Source organism: Streptomyces sp. NPDC096310, assembly GCF_044763125.1.
GTDB lineage: Bacteria > Actinomycetota > Actinomycetes > Streptomycetales > Streptomycetaceae > Streptomyces.
This window is the reverse complement of record NZ_JBIWFO010000002.1, coordinates 281,813-299,406: the sequence shown is the minus strand read 5'-3', so window position 1 is coordinate 299,406 and position 17,594 is coordinate 281,813. Positions and strand designations below refer to the sequence as shown.

Sequence of the window (17,594 nt, the reverse complement as noted above, 5' to 3'; positions counted from 1 at the left end):
GGAGATCGGTGACGGACCGTACGTTAGGTTTGCCTTACTTGGTCCGGGGCAGGATCCGGGCCGCCGTCAGGGAGGCCCGCCGCCGTGTCCAGAATCCTCACCCGCCGTGCCACCGTGGCCGCCACCCGACGTATCGCCGTGGCAGCCGCCGTCACCGCGCTCGCCGTCACGCTCACCTCCTGCGGCGGCGGCGGCGAGCCGGCCGGCCAGGGCACGGGCCAGGGCCAGGGCACGGACAGCGACTCCGGCGGCGGTGCGACGCACACCGTCGCGACCGTCATGGGCGAGGTGAAGGTCAAGGACGCGCCCCGGCGGGTCGTCGTGCTGGACACCGACGCGCTCGACTCGGCCGTCACCCTCGGGGTCACCCCGGTCGGGGCCACCACCGTCGTCGACAAGGCGCCCTTCTCCACCTACCTGCCCGCCGGCCGGCTGGGGGGCATCAAGCCCGTCGGGCTCATCGCACAGCCCAACCTCGAAGCGATCAACGCACTGAAGCCGGACCTGATCCTGAGCAGCAAGGTCCGCGACGAGAAGAGCTACGAGGCGCTCTCCGCGATCGCCCCCACCGTCTTCTCCGACACCACAGGTCCCTCCTGGCGGAAGAACTTCGAACTGCACGCCGACGCGCTCGGTAAGAAGAACGAGGCGAAGGAGGTCGTCTCGGAGTACGAAGCACACGTCACGCGGGTGACCGAGGCGCTCGGCGGGCCCGAGAAGGCCAAGCGGCTCAAGGTCGGCTTCGTACGGTTCATCGAGGGCGCGGACACCCGGCTCTACCTCAACGACACCTTCGTCGGCTCCCTCTTCAAGGACCTCCAGGTCGGCCGCCCCGCCAACCAGGACAAGGACGGCTTCTCCCTCGACGTCAGTCCGGAGCAGATCGACAAGGCCGACGCGGACGTCATCTTCTACTCCGCCTACGGGGACGCCAAGAAGTCCAAGGAGACAGAGACGACGGCGGGGCCGCTCTGGAAGAACCTCGTAGCGGTGAAGAAGAAGACGGCCTTCAAGGTCGACGACAACCTGTGGATGCTCGGCATCGGTTACACGGGCGCCGGTCAGATCCTGGACGCCGTGGAGAAGAGCTACGAGTCCGCCGGCCGGTAGCCGGGGGCGCCCTCCCGCACCGGGACGGACAGGTCCTCGTACGCCAACTCCTCCACGGCCTCGACCAGCAGCCGCCGCCCGGTCCGCGCCCAGGCGTCGCGGGCCGGGCGGTTCATCAGGGGCTCTCCTCGGGGACGGGGGCCGGCGTCCCCGGGGCGCCGAAGGTCGTCCATGCCGCACGCTCCGGCACCCGGAGCACCGTCCGCCCCGCCACCGCGTTGAGGATCGTCGCCGCGCGCCACGCGCCCAGGGTCAGATCGGGGGCGCCGACGCCGTGCGTGTGCAGTTCGGCGTTCTGGACGTAGAGCGCGCCGGAGACCCGCCGGTCGAGCGCGACGCGGTAGTCGCCGTCGACGCGGTAGCGGCCCCGCTCGTCCCAGTCCACCAGCTTCGCCAGGCCGTCCAGGAAGCCGGGGCGCGCCGCCGCGTACCCGGTCGCCGAGACGACCGCCGCCGTCCGTACCTCGAACAGCTCGTCCTGCTCGGTGTGGCGGCACGTCAGTACGTAGCCGCCGCCCCGCCGCTCCATCCCCTCGACCGCCACGCCCGGGTGGAGCGCGGCGCGTGGCTCCGTGCCGCCTATCGTCCGCTCGTACAGCTCGTCGTGTATCTCGCCCAGCGTCTCCTCGCTGACGCCCTTGTAGAGCTGCCACTGCTCGCGTACGAGCCGTTCGCGGCGCGCTTCGGGCAGGGCGCGGAAGTAGCGGATGTAGTCGGGCGTGAAGTGCTCCAGGCCGATCTTGGAGTACTCCATGGGCGCGAACGCGGGCGTACGCGCCAGCCAGCGCACGTACGGGCCGCCCGCGCCGCCGCCGTCCTGGTGGCGCAGCAGGTCGAGGACGACCTCGGCGCCGGACTGGCCGGCCCCGAGGACCGTGACGTCGTCGAGGCCGGCCAGCCGGGTGCGGTGGGTGCGGTAGTCGGCGCTGTGCAGCACCCGCGTACCGCCGTCGCGGCCACTCGCGCCGTCCCTGTCCCCGTCGCCGTCGCCGTCGCCGTGGAGATACGGGCGCAGCGGGTCAGGGACGACCGGGTCCGTACCGATGCCCAGAACGACCTGGCGGGCCCGTACGGACGAGTCGGTGCCGTCGGACGAGCGGTGGGTCACGAGAAAGGCCTCGGCGCTCTCGTCCCAGGTCAGGTCGGTGACGCGGGCGTCGAAGCGGCAGGATGGCAGGTTCTCGGTGACCCAGCGGCAGTAGTGGTCGTACTCGCGGCGGGGTATGTGGAAGCGCTCCGAGAAGAAGAACGGGAACATCCGGTCGTGTTCGCGGAGGTAGTTGAGGTACGACCAGCGGCTGGTCGGGTCCGCCATGGTCACCAGGTCGGCGAGGAACGGGACCTGAAGGATCGTTCCTTCCAGCAGCAGCCCCGGATGCCAGGAGAAGGCGGGTTTGGCGTCGAGGAAGAGCGTACGCGGCCCGGCCCCGGGGACACCGTCCGCGAGGGCGGCCAGCGAGAGATTGAACGGGCCGATCCCGACCCCGACGAGGTCGTAGACATCGCCGGGGACATCTCCGTGGATCTCACCGGGGTTGCCGAGGTCGTGGCTGTCGTGAGGGGTCGTCACTGCTGGGCCTCCGCAAGGGGACGGTGGGGGCGGGGAGTTACGAAGCGGGCGGGAGCCGGTGGTTCGGCGGCCCCCTGCGATGACCTCACCTCATCACACCCGTCTCTTCCGCCCCTTCCCTCTCCTCCGCCTCTCCTGTCTCCTCCGCCTCCTCCGTCTCTCCGGCGGCCACGACCGCCGCCAGCAGCCGGTCCACGTCGTCGGTCGTGGCGTACGGATTGAGCAGGGTGAGCTTGAGGCGTACGCGGCCGGGGCCCTCGCCCGGCAGCTCCGTACGGCCGACGACGGCCCGGCCCTCGCGCAGCAGCCTGCGGCGCAGCCGTGCGTTGATGTCGTCGCTCCTGGCCGCGGCCGCCGTCCCGTCCTCGGCCTCGGCCTCGCCGTTCGGTACGTACCGGAACAGGAAGGCGGTCAGCACCGGTTCGGAGTGCAGCGCCAGCCGGGGGTGTTCCCGTACACCGTGCGCGCCCGCCAGCGCCAGCTCCCGGCAGGCGTCGACCAGCCGTCCGAGCCCGTCCCGGCCCAGGGCCCGCAGCGTGACCGCGATCTTGAAGGCGTCGGCGCGCCGGGTGGTACGGAGCGACAGGCCGAGCAGGCTCGGGTAGCCGGCGTCCTCGTCGTCCGCGGGGTTGAGGTAGACCGCGCGGCGCGCGAGCGAGGCGTATGTCTCCGACGCGCGGACCAGGAAGATCCCGGCCGCGGCCGGCTGCCAGCCGAGTTTGTGCCAGTCCAGGGAGACGGAGTCGGCGAGCGCGAGCCCGTCCAGCAGCGGCGCGAGCCGGTCGGAGAGCAGGGCGCCGCCGCCGTACGCCGCGTCGACGTGCAGCCAGGCGCCGTGCGCGGCGGCGAGGGCGGCGCAGGCGCGCAGCGGGTCGACGGCGCCGGTGTCGGTGGTGCCCGCGGTGGCCACGACGGCGACGGGGAGTTCACCGCGAGCGGCACATCCGTCGAGCGCGGCGGCCAGCGCTCGCGGATCCATCCGGAGTTCGTGGTCGACGGCGACGGGGACGACCGCGTCCTCGCCGAGCCCGAGGAGGGCGGCGGCGCGCTGGACGGAGAAGTGCGCGGCCGCGGAGGCGAGGATGCGGGGCCGGCCCGCGGATCCGCTCGCGGCCACGCCGGAGAGTTCGACCTGCCGGCCGGTCGCGGCGCCGAGGACCCGGTCCCTGGCGAGCATCAGGCCCATCAGGTTCGACTCCGTACCGCCGGAGGTGAGCACCCCGGCGGCGCGCGTGTCGTCGTACCCCACGAGCCGGGCCATCTCCTGGAGCAGCAGGGTCTCCAGGGTGGTCGCGGCGGGCGCCTGGTCCCAGGAGTCCTGGGAGGGGTTGAGCGCGGAGACGGCCAGGTCGGCGGCGACGGCGATCGCGAGGGGCGGGCAGTGCAGATGGGCGGCGCAGGCGGGGTCGGCGGGGTCGGCGCTGCCGTGGGCGAGGAGTTCGGTGAGCCGCGCGAGCACGGCGGAGACGCCGAGTCCGTTCGCTCCGTCGCCGCCGTGCCCGGTCGCTCCGCCCTTGGCCGCGCCGGTGCCCGTACCGCTCGCGAGGGCTTCCGCGACCGAGGCGGCGATGTCCTCGGGGCGGCCGGGGGCGACGGGGCCGTCGCGGCGTTCGGCACCCTCGGTGAGGGCGGCCAGAACGGTCGCGACCAGCGGCTCCAGGGCCTGCGGCCCGCCGGTACCACCGGAGAGCGGGGCGGCCGACGTCCCGGTCTGCTCCGGGCCGGGCGCCGCGCCCTGCTCCGGGCCGGGCGCCGCGACGTGCGCCGAGGCGGCCGACGTCCTGGTCTGCGCCGGAATGGGCAGCGCGCCCTCCGGCGGGGCCGGCGGCGCGCCCTCCGGCGTGGCCGTCTGTGTCCGGGTGTGCGTGGTCATGCCTGCCGTCCCTGGGCCGCGTCCTTCGAAACCGTCGCGATCGCGTCCGCCAGCCGGTCCACCACCGCATCCGCCTGCTCGTCCGTGATGGTCAGCGGTGGCAGCAGCCGTACGGTCGCGTCGAACCGCCCGCCCAGCTCCACGATCAGTCCCCGGTCCAGACAGGCCGCCCGTACCCGCACGGCCAGTTCCGCGTCGACCGGGCGGGCGCCGCAGGAGTCCGACGGCGCCTCCGCGTCGACGAGTTCGACGCCGATCATCAGCCCCCGCCCCCGTACGTCGCCGATCGCCGGGAGCTCCGCGCGCAGGCCGTCGAGGCGTGCCGTCATCCGGGCGCCGACGGTCGCCGCGCGCTCGCTCAGCCCCTCGGCGGTCACGAACCGCAGCGTCGCCGCGCCCGCCGCCATGGCCAGGGTGTTGCCGCGGAAGGTGCCGGTGTGGGCGCCGGGCAGCCAGCCGTCGTACTTCTCGTCGTACACGATCACGGCGATCGGCAGCCCGCCGCCGATCGCCTTCGACAGGACCAGTACGTCGGGGGTGATCCCGCTGTGTTCGACGGCCCAGAAGGCGCCCGTACGCCCGACGCCCGTCTGGACCTCGTCCACGATCAGCGGAATCTCGCGTTGCGACGTGAGCCGCCGCATCTCGCGCAGCCAGGAGTCGGGCGCCGCCACCGCGCCGCCCTCTCCCTGTACCACCTCGACGATCATCGCGGCGGGCGGCACGACACCGCCCGCCGGATCGTCGAGCAGCCGCTCCGTGTACGTGGCGGCGAGGGCGGCCCCGTGTTCGCCGCCGACGCCGAACGGGCAGCGGTACGCGTACGGGTACGGCAGCCGCGTCACCTCGGCCCCGCCGCCCGCGACCCGCTCCTTGACGGCGACGCTGCCGGTCACGCCCAGCGCGCCGGCCGTCATGCCGTGGTACGCGCCGGTGAACGCGAGCAGCCCGCTCCGCCCGGTCGCGGTCTGCGTCAGCTTCAGGGCAGCCTCGACCGCGTCCGTACCGGCGGGCCCGCAGAAGTGGACCCGGGCGCGGTCGGCGAAGCCGCTCGGCAGGGTGGCGAAGAGCGCGTCCGTGAAGTCGTCCTTCTCCGGGGTCGCCAGATCGAGGACGTGCAGCGGCGCTCCGCTGTCCATCGTGCGCCGGACGGCCTCCAGGGTGACGGGGTGGTTGTGGCCGAGGGCGAGAGTGCCCGCGCCGGAGAGGCAGTCGAGGTATCGGCGGCCGTCCGTCCCCTCGACGGTCATGCCCGAGGCGCGGACGGGGACGATCGGGAACGAGCGGGCGTAGGTGCGTGCCGAGGACTCCCGGGCGCGCTGGCGCCGCAGGATGGCGTCGGCCGCCACGGTCGCGGCGGTGGCCTGGGCCGGCAGGGCGACGGGCGGCACGGTCGAGGGGGGCACGGTCATGACACGACTCCGGAGATGCGAGGAAGGACGAACTCCCGGTCGTACGAGCCCGCGTAGGGAAGAACGATCAAATCCCTCGTGCGTATCCGCTCGATCGGGACATCACGCGGAAGGGTGTCGCCGGGAGGAGGTCGGAGCGGGTCGGGCACGGCTGGCACTACCTCGGGGTGGGGGGTGCGGCGGAAGGGGCGCATGCCCAACAGCTTGCACCGCAAAGGTTTTGCTGAGGAGCTGTCAGGGACTCGACTCCCACGGAATGGTTAGGGGAGCCTAACCTAATGTCTTCTTCGGGGAGATGCCAACCGGCGTTCACTCCTCCGCGATGCGCCGGGTGACGCGCCGTCCGGGCGTGTACGGTTCCCAGCCCGGATCGCCGGTACGGGCGAAGGCGACCCAGGCGGCGTGCGTGCGCGGCGCCAGCTCGGGCGGCGGGGCCTGCGTCCCCAGCAGGCCGCCGGGACCGTGCAGTTGAGGCAGGTGCGTGGTGTCGAAGACGAACGGAAGCTCTACGGTGTGGGCCGCGCCGAGCCGCCCGCCCAGGGCGTTCGAGCGCCAGGCGAACTCGTACGCGTAGGTCCGCCCGGCGCCGGCAGCCGTGACGGCGTCGCTAGTGCCGGTGCCGGTGCCGGTGCCGGCGCCGGTGGCGTGGGCGTCGAGCAGGTGCCGGGTGCCGTCGCCGAAGAGCGCGTCGCCCAGGACGGCGGCGCGCAGTTCGCCGTCGGTGGCGCCCGGCCGGCGGGCGCGGTGGGCCGCGACGCGTGCGCCCGGGTCGCGGTGCGTGCGGGCGGCGAGGGCGTCGAGTTCGGCGGGTGTGGTGGAGGCCGGCAGCCCCTGCGGGGCCAGATAGAGGTTCCCCTCCTCGGAGTTGACGCCCGCCAGCAGATCGACGCCGTACGCGTGCGCGGTCAGGGCGTCGGCGGGCTGGCGGTCCCGTACGACGCTGAACGGGGTGAGGCCGGCCAGGGGGTCGAGATGGGTCGCGGTGATGAGATCGATGCCCGCGAGCCGGGGCATGATCTCCACGAGCCGTTCGTCGGGCAGCGCGGCGAAGGCGTCGAGCCGGGGCCGTACCCCCAGCGCGCGGGCCGCCGCGTCCGTGACCCGTGCGGCCTGTTCGGGGGTGTGCGCCCCGAGTCCGCTGCCGCTCTGCACGATCGCGCGCCGGAAGAGCCCGCGCGCGGCCGGTTCGGCCAGGACGGCGCCGGTGAGGGTGGCCCCCGCGGACTGGCCGAACAGGGTGACGTTGCCGGGGTCGCCGCCGAACGCGGCGATGTTGTCGCGCACCCACCCCAGCGCTGCGACGACATCGAGCAGGCCGCGGTTGGCGGGGGCGCCGGGCAGGTCGAGGAAGCCCGCGACGCCCAGGCGGTAGGCCACGGTGACCAGCACGACGCCGTCGCGGGCGAAGGCGGCGCCGTCGTACAGCGCGGAGCGGGGCGATCCGGCGACGAAGCCGCCCCCGTGCACGAAGACCATCACCGGCCGGGCGGCCACGCTTCCGTCCATGGCCACGCTTCCGTCCACGGGCGCGTGGACGGTGAGGGTGAGGTAGTCCTCCCCCCTGACCCAACCAGGGCCGAAGTACGGGGACATGTCCAGGGCACCGAACGCGTCGCGCCGGGCCTGCGGGGCAGTGGGGCCCGGTTCGGTGGCGTCGCGCACCCCGGCCCACGGGGTGTGCGGCCGGGGCGGGGCGAACCGGGCACGGCCCACGGGGGCGGCGGCGTAGGGGATGGCGTGGAAGACGGCCGTACCGCCGTGGCGGCGGCCCCGTACGGCGCCGCTCTCCGTGGCGACGGTGAGCGGGGAGGGGCGGCCCTCGGGACGGCGGTTCACGGGCGGTCCGTCCGGAGCCGCGCGAACGGAGCCCATTCCTTGATACCGAAGGTGCCCGCGTCGCGCCGTACCTCCAGCGCGCCATGACCGGCGAAGTGGGCGGGGAGGACCAGGGCGTTGTGGTCGGCGGCCCGGCCGAGGATCCGGTGACGGGTGGCGCGGGCCCCGGCCGGGTCCTCGCAGAAGCAACTGTTCTGGTCGGGCTCCATGATCTGGAGCGGAGTGTGCAGCAGGTCGCCGACGAACACCGCGCGGTCGCCTCCGGAGTCCAGGGTGATCACGCTGGAGCCGGGGGTGTGCCCGGGGGCCGCCTCCAGCCGCAGATTGGCGTCGATACGGTGGCTGTCCTCCCATAGCACCGTCTGACCGGCGGCGTGGACCGGCGCGACGCTGTCCTCGAAGACGTTCTGGTTACCGGGCCCGAACACCGACGCGTTCGCGTGGGCCGGGTTCCAGAAGTCGAAGTCCGCCTTGGGCATCAGATAAGTGGCGTTGGGGAAGGTCGGCACCCAGGTCCGGTCCCGCAGAACGGTGTTCCAGCCGACATGGTCGAGATGGAGATGCGTGTTGACGACGACGTCCACGTCCTCGGGCCGGACCCCGGCACGGGCCAGGTTCTCCAGATAGCCCGTTTCGAGATGGCCCCAGACCGGCGCGTACGGCCGCTCCTTGTGGTTGCCGGCCCCGGTGTCGATCAGGATCGTCCTGCCCTCGCTGCGCAGCACCCATGTCTGGAGCGCGGACACGCAGATGTTGGTGTCGGGATCCAGGAAGTCGGGGGCCAGTACGGGGCGGTGGCGCTGCCATGCCTCGTCCGTACTGCCGGGGAAGAAGACGTCGGGGGTCATCCCTACGGGGCCGGAGAACTCCCCGACGCGGGTGATGGTGACCTCGCCGAGCGCGAGTCCGTACACGTGCGGATCCTGACTCCGACTCCGACTTTGGTTCTGGTTCTGGTTCCGCATGGTGTTCCGGTCTCCTTGACTGATTTCGGGCATGCGGCAGCGCCACGCCGACGCACAGGGAACAGAGAGAGGGAAGAAGAGGGAAGAGGGGAGGTCAGCCCGTGCTGACCCCGGGCCGGGACACGGAGGAACCGACCGGGGAGCCGGGCGGCGGTGCCACGGCCTGGACGAGCAGGGTCAGCGCCGTACGCGAGGGCGAGCCGCTGTCCGTCGTGGCGAGCACGACGCTCCGGCCCGGCCCGTGGCCCAGGGTCTGCTGGGTGACGGTCAGCGTGCCGACGAGCGGGTGCCGCATCTCGTGGACGGCGACGTTGCACGCCTTGACGCGGTGATCGGCCCACATCGACGCGAAGTCCTCGCTCTTGGAGCTGAGTTCGCCCACCAGTGCGTGCAACGCGGTGTCGTCCGGGTACTGGCCCGCCACCAGACGCAGATTCCCCACCACCGATCTGGCCTTGGCCGGCCAGTCCGCGTACAGGTCGCGGGTGTGGGCGTCGAGGAACACCATCCTGACCATGTTGGGCCGCTCACCGGCCCGGTCCGGGGCGTCGGGGTCGAGATGCCCGGCGAACAGCGCGTGGCCCAGCCGGTTCCACGCCAGGACGTCGTTGCGGCGGCCGAGCACCAGCGCGGGCACGTCCGGGAGCGAATCCAGGAGTTGACCGGCCGCCTCCGTCACCCGCTCCGGTGCGGGCCGCCGCCCCCGGCCCCGGCGCTTGGCCGTACGGGCCAGGTCGTACAGGTGCAGGCGTTCGGCCTCGTCCAGGCACAGGGCGCGGGCGATCGCGTCCAGCACGTCCGGCGAGGCGTTCATCGAGTGCCCCTGCTCCAGCCGGGCGTAGTACGACGCGCTCACGCCCGCCAGCAGCGCCAGCTCCTCGCGCCGGAGCCCCGGCACGCGCCGCCGCTCCCCGTAGGTGGGCACCCCGACGTCCTCCGGGCGGAGCCGGGAGCGCCGTGCCTGCAGAAACTCTCCGAGCTGCACTTTTCCGCTCATGGATCCGAGTATGGGTCGCCCCGGACGCCGTAGCCTCTCCCTGCGAGTGCCAGGCACGGGAGGGTCAGGCACGGGAGGGTCAGGCAGGGCTCCCGGCGGGCCGGGAGCCGGTGCGGGTCAGGGGGCGGGGACCGGTCCGCGCATATGGGCGCTGATCCACTGGATCAGACCGGCGTCGGCCATGTTCGGCACGTATGTGCGCGCATTGTGACCGCCGCCCTGGATCACGCTGAGCCGGGTCCTGATCGGCCCCTTGGTGTACGTACGGACGAACTCCTCGACCTTCGGCCTGGTCCGGGCGTCCGAGCCGACCGTGCCCACCTGGAAGGCGAGGTAGACGTCAGGGCCCTTCGCCCTGATCAGCTCGGGGGCGAGGACCGTCGGATCGTTCTCCCGCTCCTGCTGTTCGTGTCCGGCCCACAGCCGGGAGTCCGGTACGAGGTCCGGGCCCGAGACGAGGGCCGCCTTGAACTGGCGGGGCTTTTGGAGGACGGACTTCAGCCCGGCGAATCCGCCCGTGGACGACCCCATGATCGCCCAGCCGTCGCGCGACTTCAGGGTGCGGAAGTTCGCCTTGACGAGGTCGGGTACGTCCTCGGTCAGCCAGGTGCCCATCTTCGGCTGGCCGGGGATGTCGCTGGCGTCCCAGTAGAGCCCGCCGGTGTCGGGGCGGGGGTTGAGCACCGGCATGGCCAGGATGAAGGGCAGGCTCTTGCCCTCCCGGGACCACCGGGCGATGCTCGCCTCCAGTTTCAGATCCGTACCCATCCAGTAGTTGACCGGGTAACCGGCGCCCCCGGGCAGCGCGATCATGACCGGGAACCCGCTCTTCGCGTACTTCGGGTCCTTGTACTGCGGCGGCGCCCAGACCCAGACCCGGCCCGTGAATCCGGACTTCTTCCCCCGCAGCGTCGTGACAGCGATCTTGGACCCGTCCTCGGGAACGGTGGCGGCCACGGTGAACGCGGCGGCCGGCCCGGTCGGCATCAGCACCTCGGACGCCCCGGCCGCCGCCTGCCGCCGCCCGCCGCCGCCCTCTGCGGCGGGCGTGGGGGCCATGTCCCCGCCCTGGTCGAAGCTGATCGGGTCGCCGGTGTCGGAGAAGACCCCGAGGGCGCCGAGGACGGACGGCCAGGCACCCGCCCCCAGCACGAGGGCCACGGCCAGCCCGAGGACCCACCTCTTACGCCGCTCCTTCTTGTGAGGCTTATGAGGGCTCGCCCCTGCTCCGTCCCCCTTCTTATGGCGGGTCTTATGGCGGGCGTGCGGCATCGGCGTTCTCCTAGGGCCTCTCGGGCGTGCCGGCATCTTCCACCCACCAGGAGGGGCATCACGGACCCAAGGGTTCCGGATTGGTATGACAAATCTACTTAAAGTGACCTGGGGTCGCAGGGCGGACCCCCCGTCGCGGGGCCGGAATAGATTTCGAGTCCCCTGCCGTTGTACGGTGCGGTTGGCAAAGTTGAAAATTAAACCATTTCGATGGAGCCGATCAGACGCCAGTCCACCGAAGAGGCGAGAGGTGAGCTCGATGCAGTTCGGGATCTTCACTGTCGGCGATGTCACGACCGACCCGACGACCGGACGTACACCGACCGAGCACGAGCGGATCAAGGCGATGGTCGCCATCGCGCGGAAGGCCGAGGAGGTGGGGCTGGACGTCTTCGCGACGGGTGAGCACCACAACCCGCCCTTTGTGCCCTCCTCGCCGACCACCATGCTCGGCTACATCGCGGCCACCACCGAGCGCCTCATCCTCTCCACCTCCACCACCCTCATCACCACCAACGACCCGGTGAAGATCGCCGAGGACTTCGCGATGCTCCAGCACCTGGCCGGCGGGCGCGTCGACCTGATGATGGGGCGGGGGAACACCGGGCCGGTCTATCCCTGGTTCGGGGAGGACATCCGGCAGGGCATCCCGCTCGCGATCGAGAAGTACGCGCTGCTCCACAAGCTGTGGCGCGAGGACGTCGTGGACTGGGAGGGCAAGTTCCGTACGCCGCTCCAGGGCTTCACCTCGACGCCCCGGCCGCTGGACGGGGTTCCGCCGTTCGTCTGGCACGGGTCGATCCGGTCGCCCGAGATCGCCGAGCAGGCCGCCTTCTACGGGGACGGCTTCTTCGCCAACAACATCTTCTGGCCCAAGGGGCACTTCCAGAAGCTGATCAACCTCTACCGCAAGCGGTACGCGCACTACGGCCACGGCACTCCCGAGCAGGCGATCGTCGGTCTCGGCGGCCAGGTGTTCATGCGGAAGAACTCGCAGGACGCCGTACGGGAGTTCCGGCCGTACTTCGACAACGCGCCGGTGTACGGGCACGGTCCCTCCCTGGAGGAGTTCACCGAGCAGACCCCGCTGACCGTGGGCAGCCCGCAGGAGGTCATCGAGAAGACGCTGTCCTTCCGCGAGACCTTCGGCGACTACCAGCGCCAGCTCTTCCTGATGGACCACGCGGGGCTGCCGCTGAAGACGGTGCTGGAACAGCTCGACCTGCTGGGCGAGGAGGTCGTGCCCGTACTGCGCAAGGAGTTCGCGAACCTGCGGCCCGGCGGGGTTCCGGAGGGGCCGCTTCACCCGGCCGTCGCTCCGGCCGTCGCCGCGGCCGGGAAGAAGGAGGTCTGACCATGGCCGTCGTGCCGCCCGCCACCCCCGCCGACTCCTCCGTCATCGCCACCGCTGCCGCGTCCGGCGGCTCCGTGGAACCGCTGAAGCTGGTCGCCGTATCGGCCGGTCTCGGCAAGCCGTCCTCGACGCGCCTGCTGGCCGACCGGCTGGCGGAGGCGTCCTTGCGGGCGCTCGCCGCCGAGGACCGCAAGGCGGAGGTGGAGATCGTCGAGCTGCGCGAGCTGGCCGTCGACATCGCGAACCACCTGGTCACCGGCTTTCCTTCAGCCGCGCTCGGCGCGGCGCTGGCGGCGGTGAGCGCGGCGGACGGGGTGATCGCGGTGACGCCGGTGTTCGCCGGTTCGTACAGCGGGCTGTTCAAGTCGTTCTTCGACCTGGTCGACCCCGACGCGCTCACCGGGACACCCGTGCTGCTCGCGGCCACCGGTGGGACCGCCCGCCACTCCCTCGTGGTGGAGCACGCGATGCGCCCGCTGTTCTCGTACCTCCACGCGCTGACCCTGCCGACCGCCGTGTTCGCCGCGACGGACGACTGGGGCGCCGGGGCCGACACGCACGCGGGCGGACTGCCGGCCCGGATCGGCCGCGCGGGCGGCGAGTTCGGCCGGCTGCTCCAGGGGCGGACCGCGCGCGACCTGAACCGGGGGAGCGAGGGACAAAAGAGTCAGACGCGCAACGAAAGCGGCGAAGGCGGGGACGAGTTCGACGGCGTCGTGCCTTTCGAGCGGCTTCTCGCGAATGTCACGCAGTGATCTGATGGCGACGAACGTCCGTTGTCAGTGGGGTCTCCTATGGTTTGACCATGACCCCAGCTCTCATCGGGCGTGACCACCCCCTGGGTGTCCTCCGGGCGGAGATCGCCCGGACGACGGACAGCCATGGGGGCCTCGCGCTGGTCACGGGCGAGGCCGGCATCGGCAAGACCGCGCTCGTCACGCGGGCGGCGCACGAAGCGCGGCGGCGCGGGGTGCTCGTGCTGGGCGGCTCGTGCTGGGAGTCGGACAGCGCGCCGGGGTACTGGCCGTGGGTGCAGGTCCTGCGGGGGCTGCGGCGCGCGGTCGGGGAGGGGCGCTGGGCGGAGGTCGAGGGAGCGGCGGGCGGCCGGCTCGCGGCGCTGCTGGGGGAGCCGGGGTCCGCGCGGTCCTTACGGTCCTCGATCGGCGCGAACTCCCCGCAGGACGCCTTCGTGTTGTACGACGCGGTGACCACGGCCCTGGTCACCGTCGCGCAGGACCGCCCGGTCGTGGTCGTCCTCGACGATCTGCACGGGGCGGACACCGCCTCGCTGCGTCTCCTCGAATTCGCCGCGCAGCACGCCTGGTTCGAGCGGCTGCTGCTCGTCGGGGCTTACCGCGACGTGGAGGTGGAGGCGCCGGGCCATCCGCTCCAGGGGCTGTTCCTCCCGCTGGTCGCGCGGGCGACGACGACGCTGACGCTGACCGGGCTCGACCGTGACGAGGTGGGCGCGCTGCTCGCGCTCACCGCCGGGCGCGAGCCGGAGGCGGCCGTCATGGACGAGGTCCACCGGCGGACCGGCGGCAATCCGTTCTTCGTCGAGCAGACGGCCCGGCTCTGGCACGGCGGCGGCCCGCTCTCCGCGGTGGCGCCCGGGGTGAGCCAGGCCGTACGGAGCAGGATCGCCCAACTGCCGGCGCCAGTCAGCGCGTTGCTCACATCGGCCGCCGTGCTGGGCCGGGAGTTCCACCGCCGGGTGCTGGCAGGCGTCACGGCCGCGCCCGTACCGCATGTGGACCGGTTGCTGGAGCGCGCGGTGGCCGCCCGGGTGGTCGTGGGCGGGCGGGCCGGCCGGTTCGCCTTCGCGCACGATCTCGTACGGGAGGCGCTGTACGTCTCGCTGCCCGAGCAGGACGTACGGCGCCGCCACGCCGCGGTCGTCCGCGCCCTGGACGGCGACCCCGCGCTCAACGGCCGGCTCTTCCCCGCGGAGTTGGCCCGGCACGCCTATCTGGCGGGCGACGCGCTGGAGCGTGACCGCCGGCTGGACGTGCTGCTGGCGGCGGCGCGGGATGCCTCCAGCAGGCTGGCCGGCGAGGAGACCCTGGGCCACTACCGGCGGGCGCTGGAGATCGCCGAGGGGACGGCGCCGGGCGCTCATGCGCCGGGGGCGGTGGCTGATGGCGCGGAGGCGGGGGCGGGGGGCGATGGGCCGGGGGCCGGGGCCGGTGATCCGCGCCGGGCCGTGCTGATCGCGCTGGATCTCGGCGGCGAGTTGCGGAACTACGGCGAGGAGGAGGAGGCCTGGCGGTACTTCGAACGGGCCGCCGCCCCCGCCCGTGAGCTGCGCGACGCCGAACTGCTGGCCCGCGTGGCGCTCACCCTGCACCGCCGGGGCGGCGTCCCGGGGCGCGAGGCGCAGACCGCGGGGCTGCTCCGGGAGGCCCACCGCACCCTGATCGGCGGCGGCACCGATCCGCGGCGGCTCGATCCGGCCCAGCTCGCACAGGAACTGACCGTACGGTCCACGGCGCTGGCGCGCCGCGAGGAGGACGACGACGCGCTCGCCTTCTCGCTGCGGGCGCGCCACGACACGATCTGGGGGCTGGGCACGGCGGCCGAACGGCTCGCGCTCACGGACGAGATGGCCGCCATCGCCCGCCGCACCGGCGACCGCGACATGGAGGCGCACGCGACGGCGATGCGCTGGGTGACGCTGCTGGAGCAGGGCGATCCGCGGTTCCACGCGGAGCTGCACGCGTATGTCACGCTCGCCGAGCGGACGGGCAAGCGGTTCTTCCAGCTCGGCAGCGCCATCGATCTGTCCATGGCCGCGTCCCTCGCGGGCCGCTTCGACGAGGCGGAGCGGTTGCTGGCCAAGGCGCTGGAGCCATGGCGCGAGCACGCGCCGTACGCGTTCGTCAGCGCGCATCTGGACTGGGCGCTCAAGCTGCACCGGGGCCGCTTCGACGCGGCGGAGGCCGTGGTCGGCACGCTGGACGGGCTGGGCTACCCGTACCCTCGGCTGCCGGCCGCCCTCACGGCGCTGGAGCGCGGCGACACGGCGGACGCGGTCCGGTATCTCAGGGAGGTGGAGGCCGGGGCCGACCCGCCGTTCCCCCGCGTCTACGCCCCGCTGTGGCTGCGCTTCCGCGCCCAGACGGCCGCCGCCTCGGGTGACGAGGCGCTGATCGCCCGCGCGCGGGCCGCGCTCGCGCCGTACACGGGGCAGTGGATGGTCTCCCTGTACGGCTGCGACATCAGCGGCCCTGTCGACCTCTGGCTCGGCACGCTGGACGCGGCGAGCGGGCGGTGGGACGAGGCGGCCGCGGCGCTGACGGCGGCCCGCGACGCGGCGGACCGGCTCGGAGCGGCCCCGTGGTCGCACCGCGCGTCCACCGCCCTGACGGAGGCTCTGCGCCACCGGGGCCCGGACCGCCACCGGGGCCCGGATCGGGACCGCCATCCGGACTCGGACCGGGGCCGCCACCCGGACCGGGACCGCCACCCGGAGCCCGCCCGCCACCGCTCCGCTCGCGGCGTCGGCACCCCGGTCGCGCCCGAGCCCGCCGGCGAGACCGTCGCCCACGCTTCGCCGGCCGAGGTCCACGGGGCCGATGTCCAGCAGGCCGAGTTCCGGCGGGACGGCACCGTCTGGGCGCTGGGCTTCGCGGGACGGACGGTCCATGTGCCCGACGCCAAGGGGCTACGCGACCTGCATACGCTCCTCGGCCAACCGGGCGCCGACCTGCCCGCCGGGGAACTCCTCGCCCCGGAGGGCGGGCGCGTCGTGGCCGCGGCCCGGTCGCTGGGCGGCGACCCCGTGCTGGACGAGCGCGCCAAGGCCGCCTACCAGCGCCGGCTGGCGGAGCTGGACGAGGAGATCGACCGCGCCGACGCCCGCGGGGACGCCGCCCGCACCGCCGAGGGCGAGCGGGAGCGGCAGGCCCTGCTGGACGAGCTGCGCCGGGCCGCGGGGCTCGGCGGGCGTACCCGGCGCCTCGGCGACGAGGCGGAACGGGCCCGGAAGACGGTCACCGCCCGCATCCGCGACACCCTGCGCAAGCTCGACACCCTCCACCCCGAACTCGCCGCCCATCTCAGGGCATCGGTATCCACCGGCTCCACCTGCGTCTACCGCCCCGCCCCCACCACGCCCCCTGTCGACTGGCGTCTCGGGTGAACGTACGGAGCGGCCCCGACACGCTGTCACGGCGAGGCGTCATCTGCGGTTGTACAGGCGCATCGTGACCGTGCCGAAGCCGATCAGCAGGACCGCCGACCAGCCAAGGGACCAGGCGACGGCCGCCGTCGGCCAGTGGCCCGCCATCAGCTCGCGCACCGCTGTCGCCACATGGCTGACCGGGCTGTTGTTGACGAAGACCTGGAGCCAGCCCGGCATCGTCCTCGGGTCGACGAAGACATTGCTCAGGAAGGTCAGCGGGAAGATGACCATCATGCTGACGCCCATCACGGACTTCTCGCTGCGCAGCATCAGCCCGAACATCGTCCAGACCCACGAGAAGGAGAACGAGAAGACCAGCAGCAGCGCCACCCCCGCCAGGACCCCGGGCACCCCGCCCTGCGGCCGGTAGCCGATGAGGGTGCCGACGGCGAGCATGACGGCCGAGGCGATCACGTAGCGGACGACATCCCCGAGGAGGTAGCCGACCATCGGGGCCGGGCGCCAGATGGGGAGGGTACGGAAGCGGTCGAAGACACCTTTCTCGATGTCGGTGTTGACCGCGACGCCCGTGTACATCGTGACCATCACGACGCTCATCACCAGGATCCCCGGCAGCAGGAACTGGATGTACTCCGAGACGGAACCGGCCAGCGCACCGCCGAAGAGGTACGAGTACAGCAGCACCATCATGATCGGGAAGGCCGTGACGTCGAAGAGCTGTTCCGGCACGTGCTTGATCTTGAGCATGGTCCGCCGGCCGAAGGCGAGCGAGGCGGTGAGCCCGCTGGGCCGGGGCGGCCGGTCCTGGCCCGTCAGCAGGGCCTCCAGATCCTCCGCCATGGGAGAGGTGAGCGCGGGATCCACCGGACCGTGTGCGTTCTTCGTCTTCGTGAGCGCGGTGCTCATACCGCCGCCTCCTCCGTCGTCGGGGTGGTCGCCCCACTGCCGTGCCCCCCCCCCCCCGGCCCCGCGGCGGGGGGGGCGCCGGGCGCGGCGCCGGGGCCGCCCGGCGGGGGGGGCGGGGGGGGGGGGGCGGTGGCCGCGGGGGCCCGGGGTGCTTC

13 protein-coding genes are annotated in these 17,594 nt (G+C 73.1%); 4 read left to right on the top strand and 9 right to left on the bottom strand.

Annotated features, from left to right (window positions below):
- Window positions 1-84 precede the first annotated feature (84 nt).
- On the top strand, window positions 85-1,110 hold the full coding sequence (locus tag ACIQ7D_RS06745) for an ABC transporter substrate-binding protein (protein WP_403934296.1): 1,026 nt from the start codon (window positions 85-87) through the stop codon (window positions 1,108-1,110).
- On the opposite strand, the gene ACIQ7D_RS06740 is transcribed toward ACIQ7D_RS06745, so the two are convergent.
- The 8 genes from ACIQ7D_RS06740 to ACIQ7D_RS06705 all read right to left on the bottom strand — a co-directional run bounded on the left by ACIQ7D_RS06740 (window position 1,089) and on the right by ACIQ7D_RS06705 (window position 11,035).
- Complete coding sequence (locus tag ACIQ7D_RS06740; protein ID WP_403934294.1) at window positions 1,089-1,226, bottom strand: hypothetical protein; 138 nt, start codon at window positions 1,224-1,226, stop codon at window positions 1,089-1,091. The two genes, ACIQ7D_RS06745 and ACIQ7D_RS06740, sit on opposite strands and share 22 nt — an antisense overlap.
- Entirely contained in the window at window positions 1,226-2,680 is a 1,455-nt protein-coding gene (locus ACIQ7D_RS06735; RefSeq protein ID WP_403934292.1) for a lysine N(6)-hydroxylase/L-ornithine N(5)-oxygenase family protein, read from the bottom strand. Before ACIQ7D_RS06735 ends, ACIQ7D_RS06740 begins: the two co-directional genes overlap by 1 nt.
- A gap of 85 nt (window positions 2,681-2,765) precedes the next feature.
- A complete protein-coding gene (locus ACIQ7D_RS06730) occupies window positions 2,766-4,553 on the bottom strand; it encodes a pyridoxal phosphate-dependent decarboxylase family protein (RefSeq protein ID WP_403934290.1) in 1,788 nt (595 codons plus the stop codon).
- Window positions 4,550-5,965 carry a diaminobutyrate--2-oxoglutarate transaminase family protein gene (locus ACIQ7D_RS06725; protein ID WP_403934288.1) on the bottom strand — a complete coding sequence of 472 codons (1,416 nt, stop codon included), beginning with the start codon at window positions 5,963-5,965 and terminating at the stop codon, window positions 4,550-4,552. The genes ACIQ7D_RS06730 and ACIQ7D_RS06725 overlap by 4 nt, the downstream gene beginning before the upstream one ends.
- Window positions 5,966-6,274: 309 nt before the next feature.
- A complete protein-coding gene (locus ACIQ7D_RS06720; protein WP_403934286.1) occupies window positions 6,275-7,801 on the bottom strand; it encodes a carboxylesterase/lipase family protein in 1,527 nt (508 codons plus the stop codon).
- On the bottom strand, window positions 7,798-8,766 hold the full coding sequence (locus ACIQ7D_RS06715; RefSeq protein ID WP_403934284.1) for an MBL fold metallo-hydrolase: 969 nt from the start codon (window positions 8,764-8,766) through the stop codon (window positions 7,798-7,800). Before ACIQ7D_RS06715 ends, ACIQ7D_RS06720 begins: the two co-directional genes overlap by 4 nt.
- A gap of 94 nt (window positions 8,767-8,860) precedes the next feature.
- On the bottom strand, window positions 8,861-9,763 hold the full coding sequence (locus tag ACIQ7D_RS06710; protein WP_403934282.1) for a helix-turn-helix domain-containing protein: 903 nt from the start codon (window positions 9,761-9,763) through the stop codon (window positions 8,861-8,863).
- A 117-nt stretch (window positions 9,764-9,880) separates the two neighbouring features.
- Window positions 9,881-11,035: an alpha/beta hydrolase gene (locus tag ACIQ7D_RS06705; protein ID WP_403934280.1), complete on the bottom strand. Its 1,155-nt coding sequence runs from the start codon at window positions 11,033-11,035 to the stop codon at window positions 9,881-9,883.
- 259 nt (window positions 11,036-11,294) lie between these two features.
- On the opposite strand from ACIQ7D_RS06705, the gene ACIQ7D_RS06700 reads away from it, so the two are divergent.
- From ACIQ7D_RS06700 to ACIQ7D_RS06690, 3 genes are all read left to right on the top strand, one after another.
- On the top strand, window positions 11,295-12,389 hold the full coding sequence (locus tag ACIQ7D_RS06700) for an LLM class flavin-dependent oxidoreductase (RefSeq protein ID WP_403935034.1): 1,095 nt from the start codon (window positions 11,295-11,297) through the stop codon (window positions 12,387-12,389).
- Between the two features lie 74 nt (window positions 12,390-12,463).
- Window positions 12,464-13,144, top strand: coding sequence for an FMN reductase (locus ACIQ7D_RS06695; protein WP_403935031.1), 681 nt, complete (start codon window positions 12,464-12,466; stop codon window positions 13,142-13,144).
- A gap of 50 nt (window positions 13,145-13,194) precedes the next feature.
- Complete coding sequence (locus ACIQ7D_RS06690; protein ID WP_403934278.1) at window positions 13,195-16,530, top strand: ATP-binding protein; 3,336 nt, start codon at window positions 13,195-13,197, stop codon at window positions 16,528-16,530.
- Window positions 16,531-16,569: 39 nt separating this feature from the next.
- Here ACIQ7D_RS06690 and ACIQ7D_RS06685 read toward each other — a convergent pair whose 3' ends face one another.
- The gene (locus ACIQ7D_RS06685; protein WP_403934276.1) at window positions 16,570-17,439 is read right to left on the bottom strand and encodes an ABC transporter permease; all 870 of its coding nucleotides are present in this window, start codon (window positions 17,437-17,439) and stop codon (window positions 16,570-16,572) included.
- Between the last annotated feature and the right edge of the window lie 155 nt (window positions 17,440-17,594).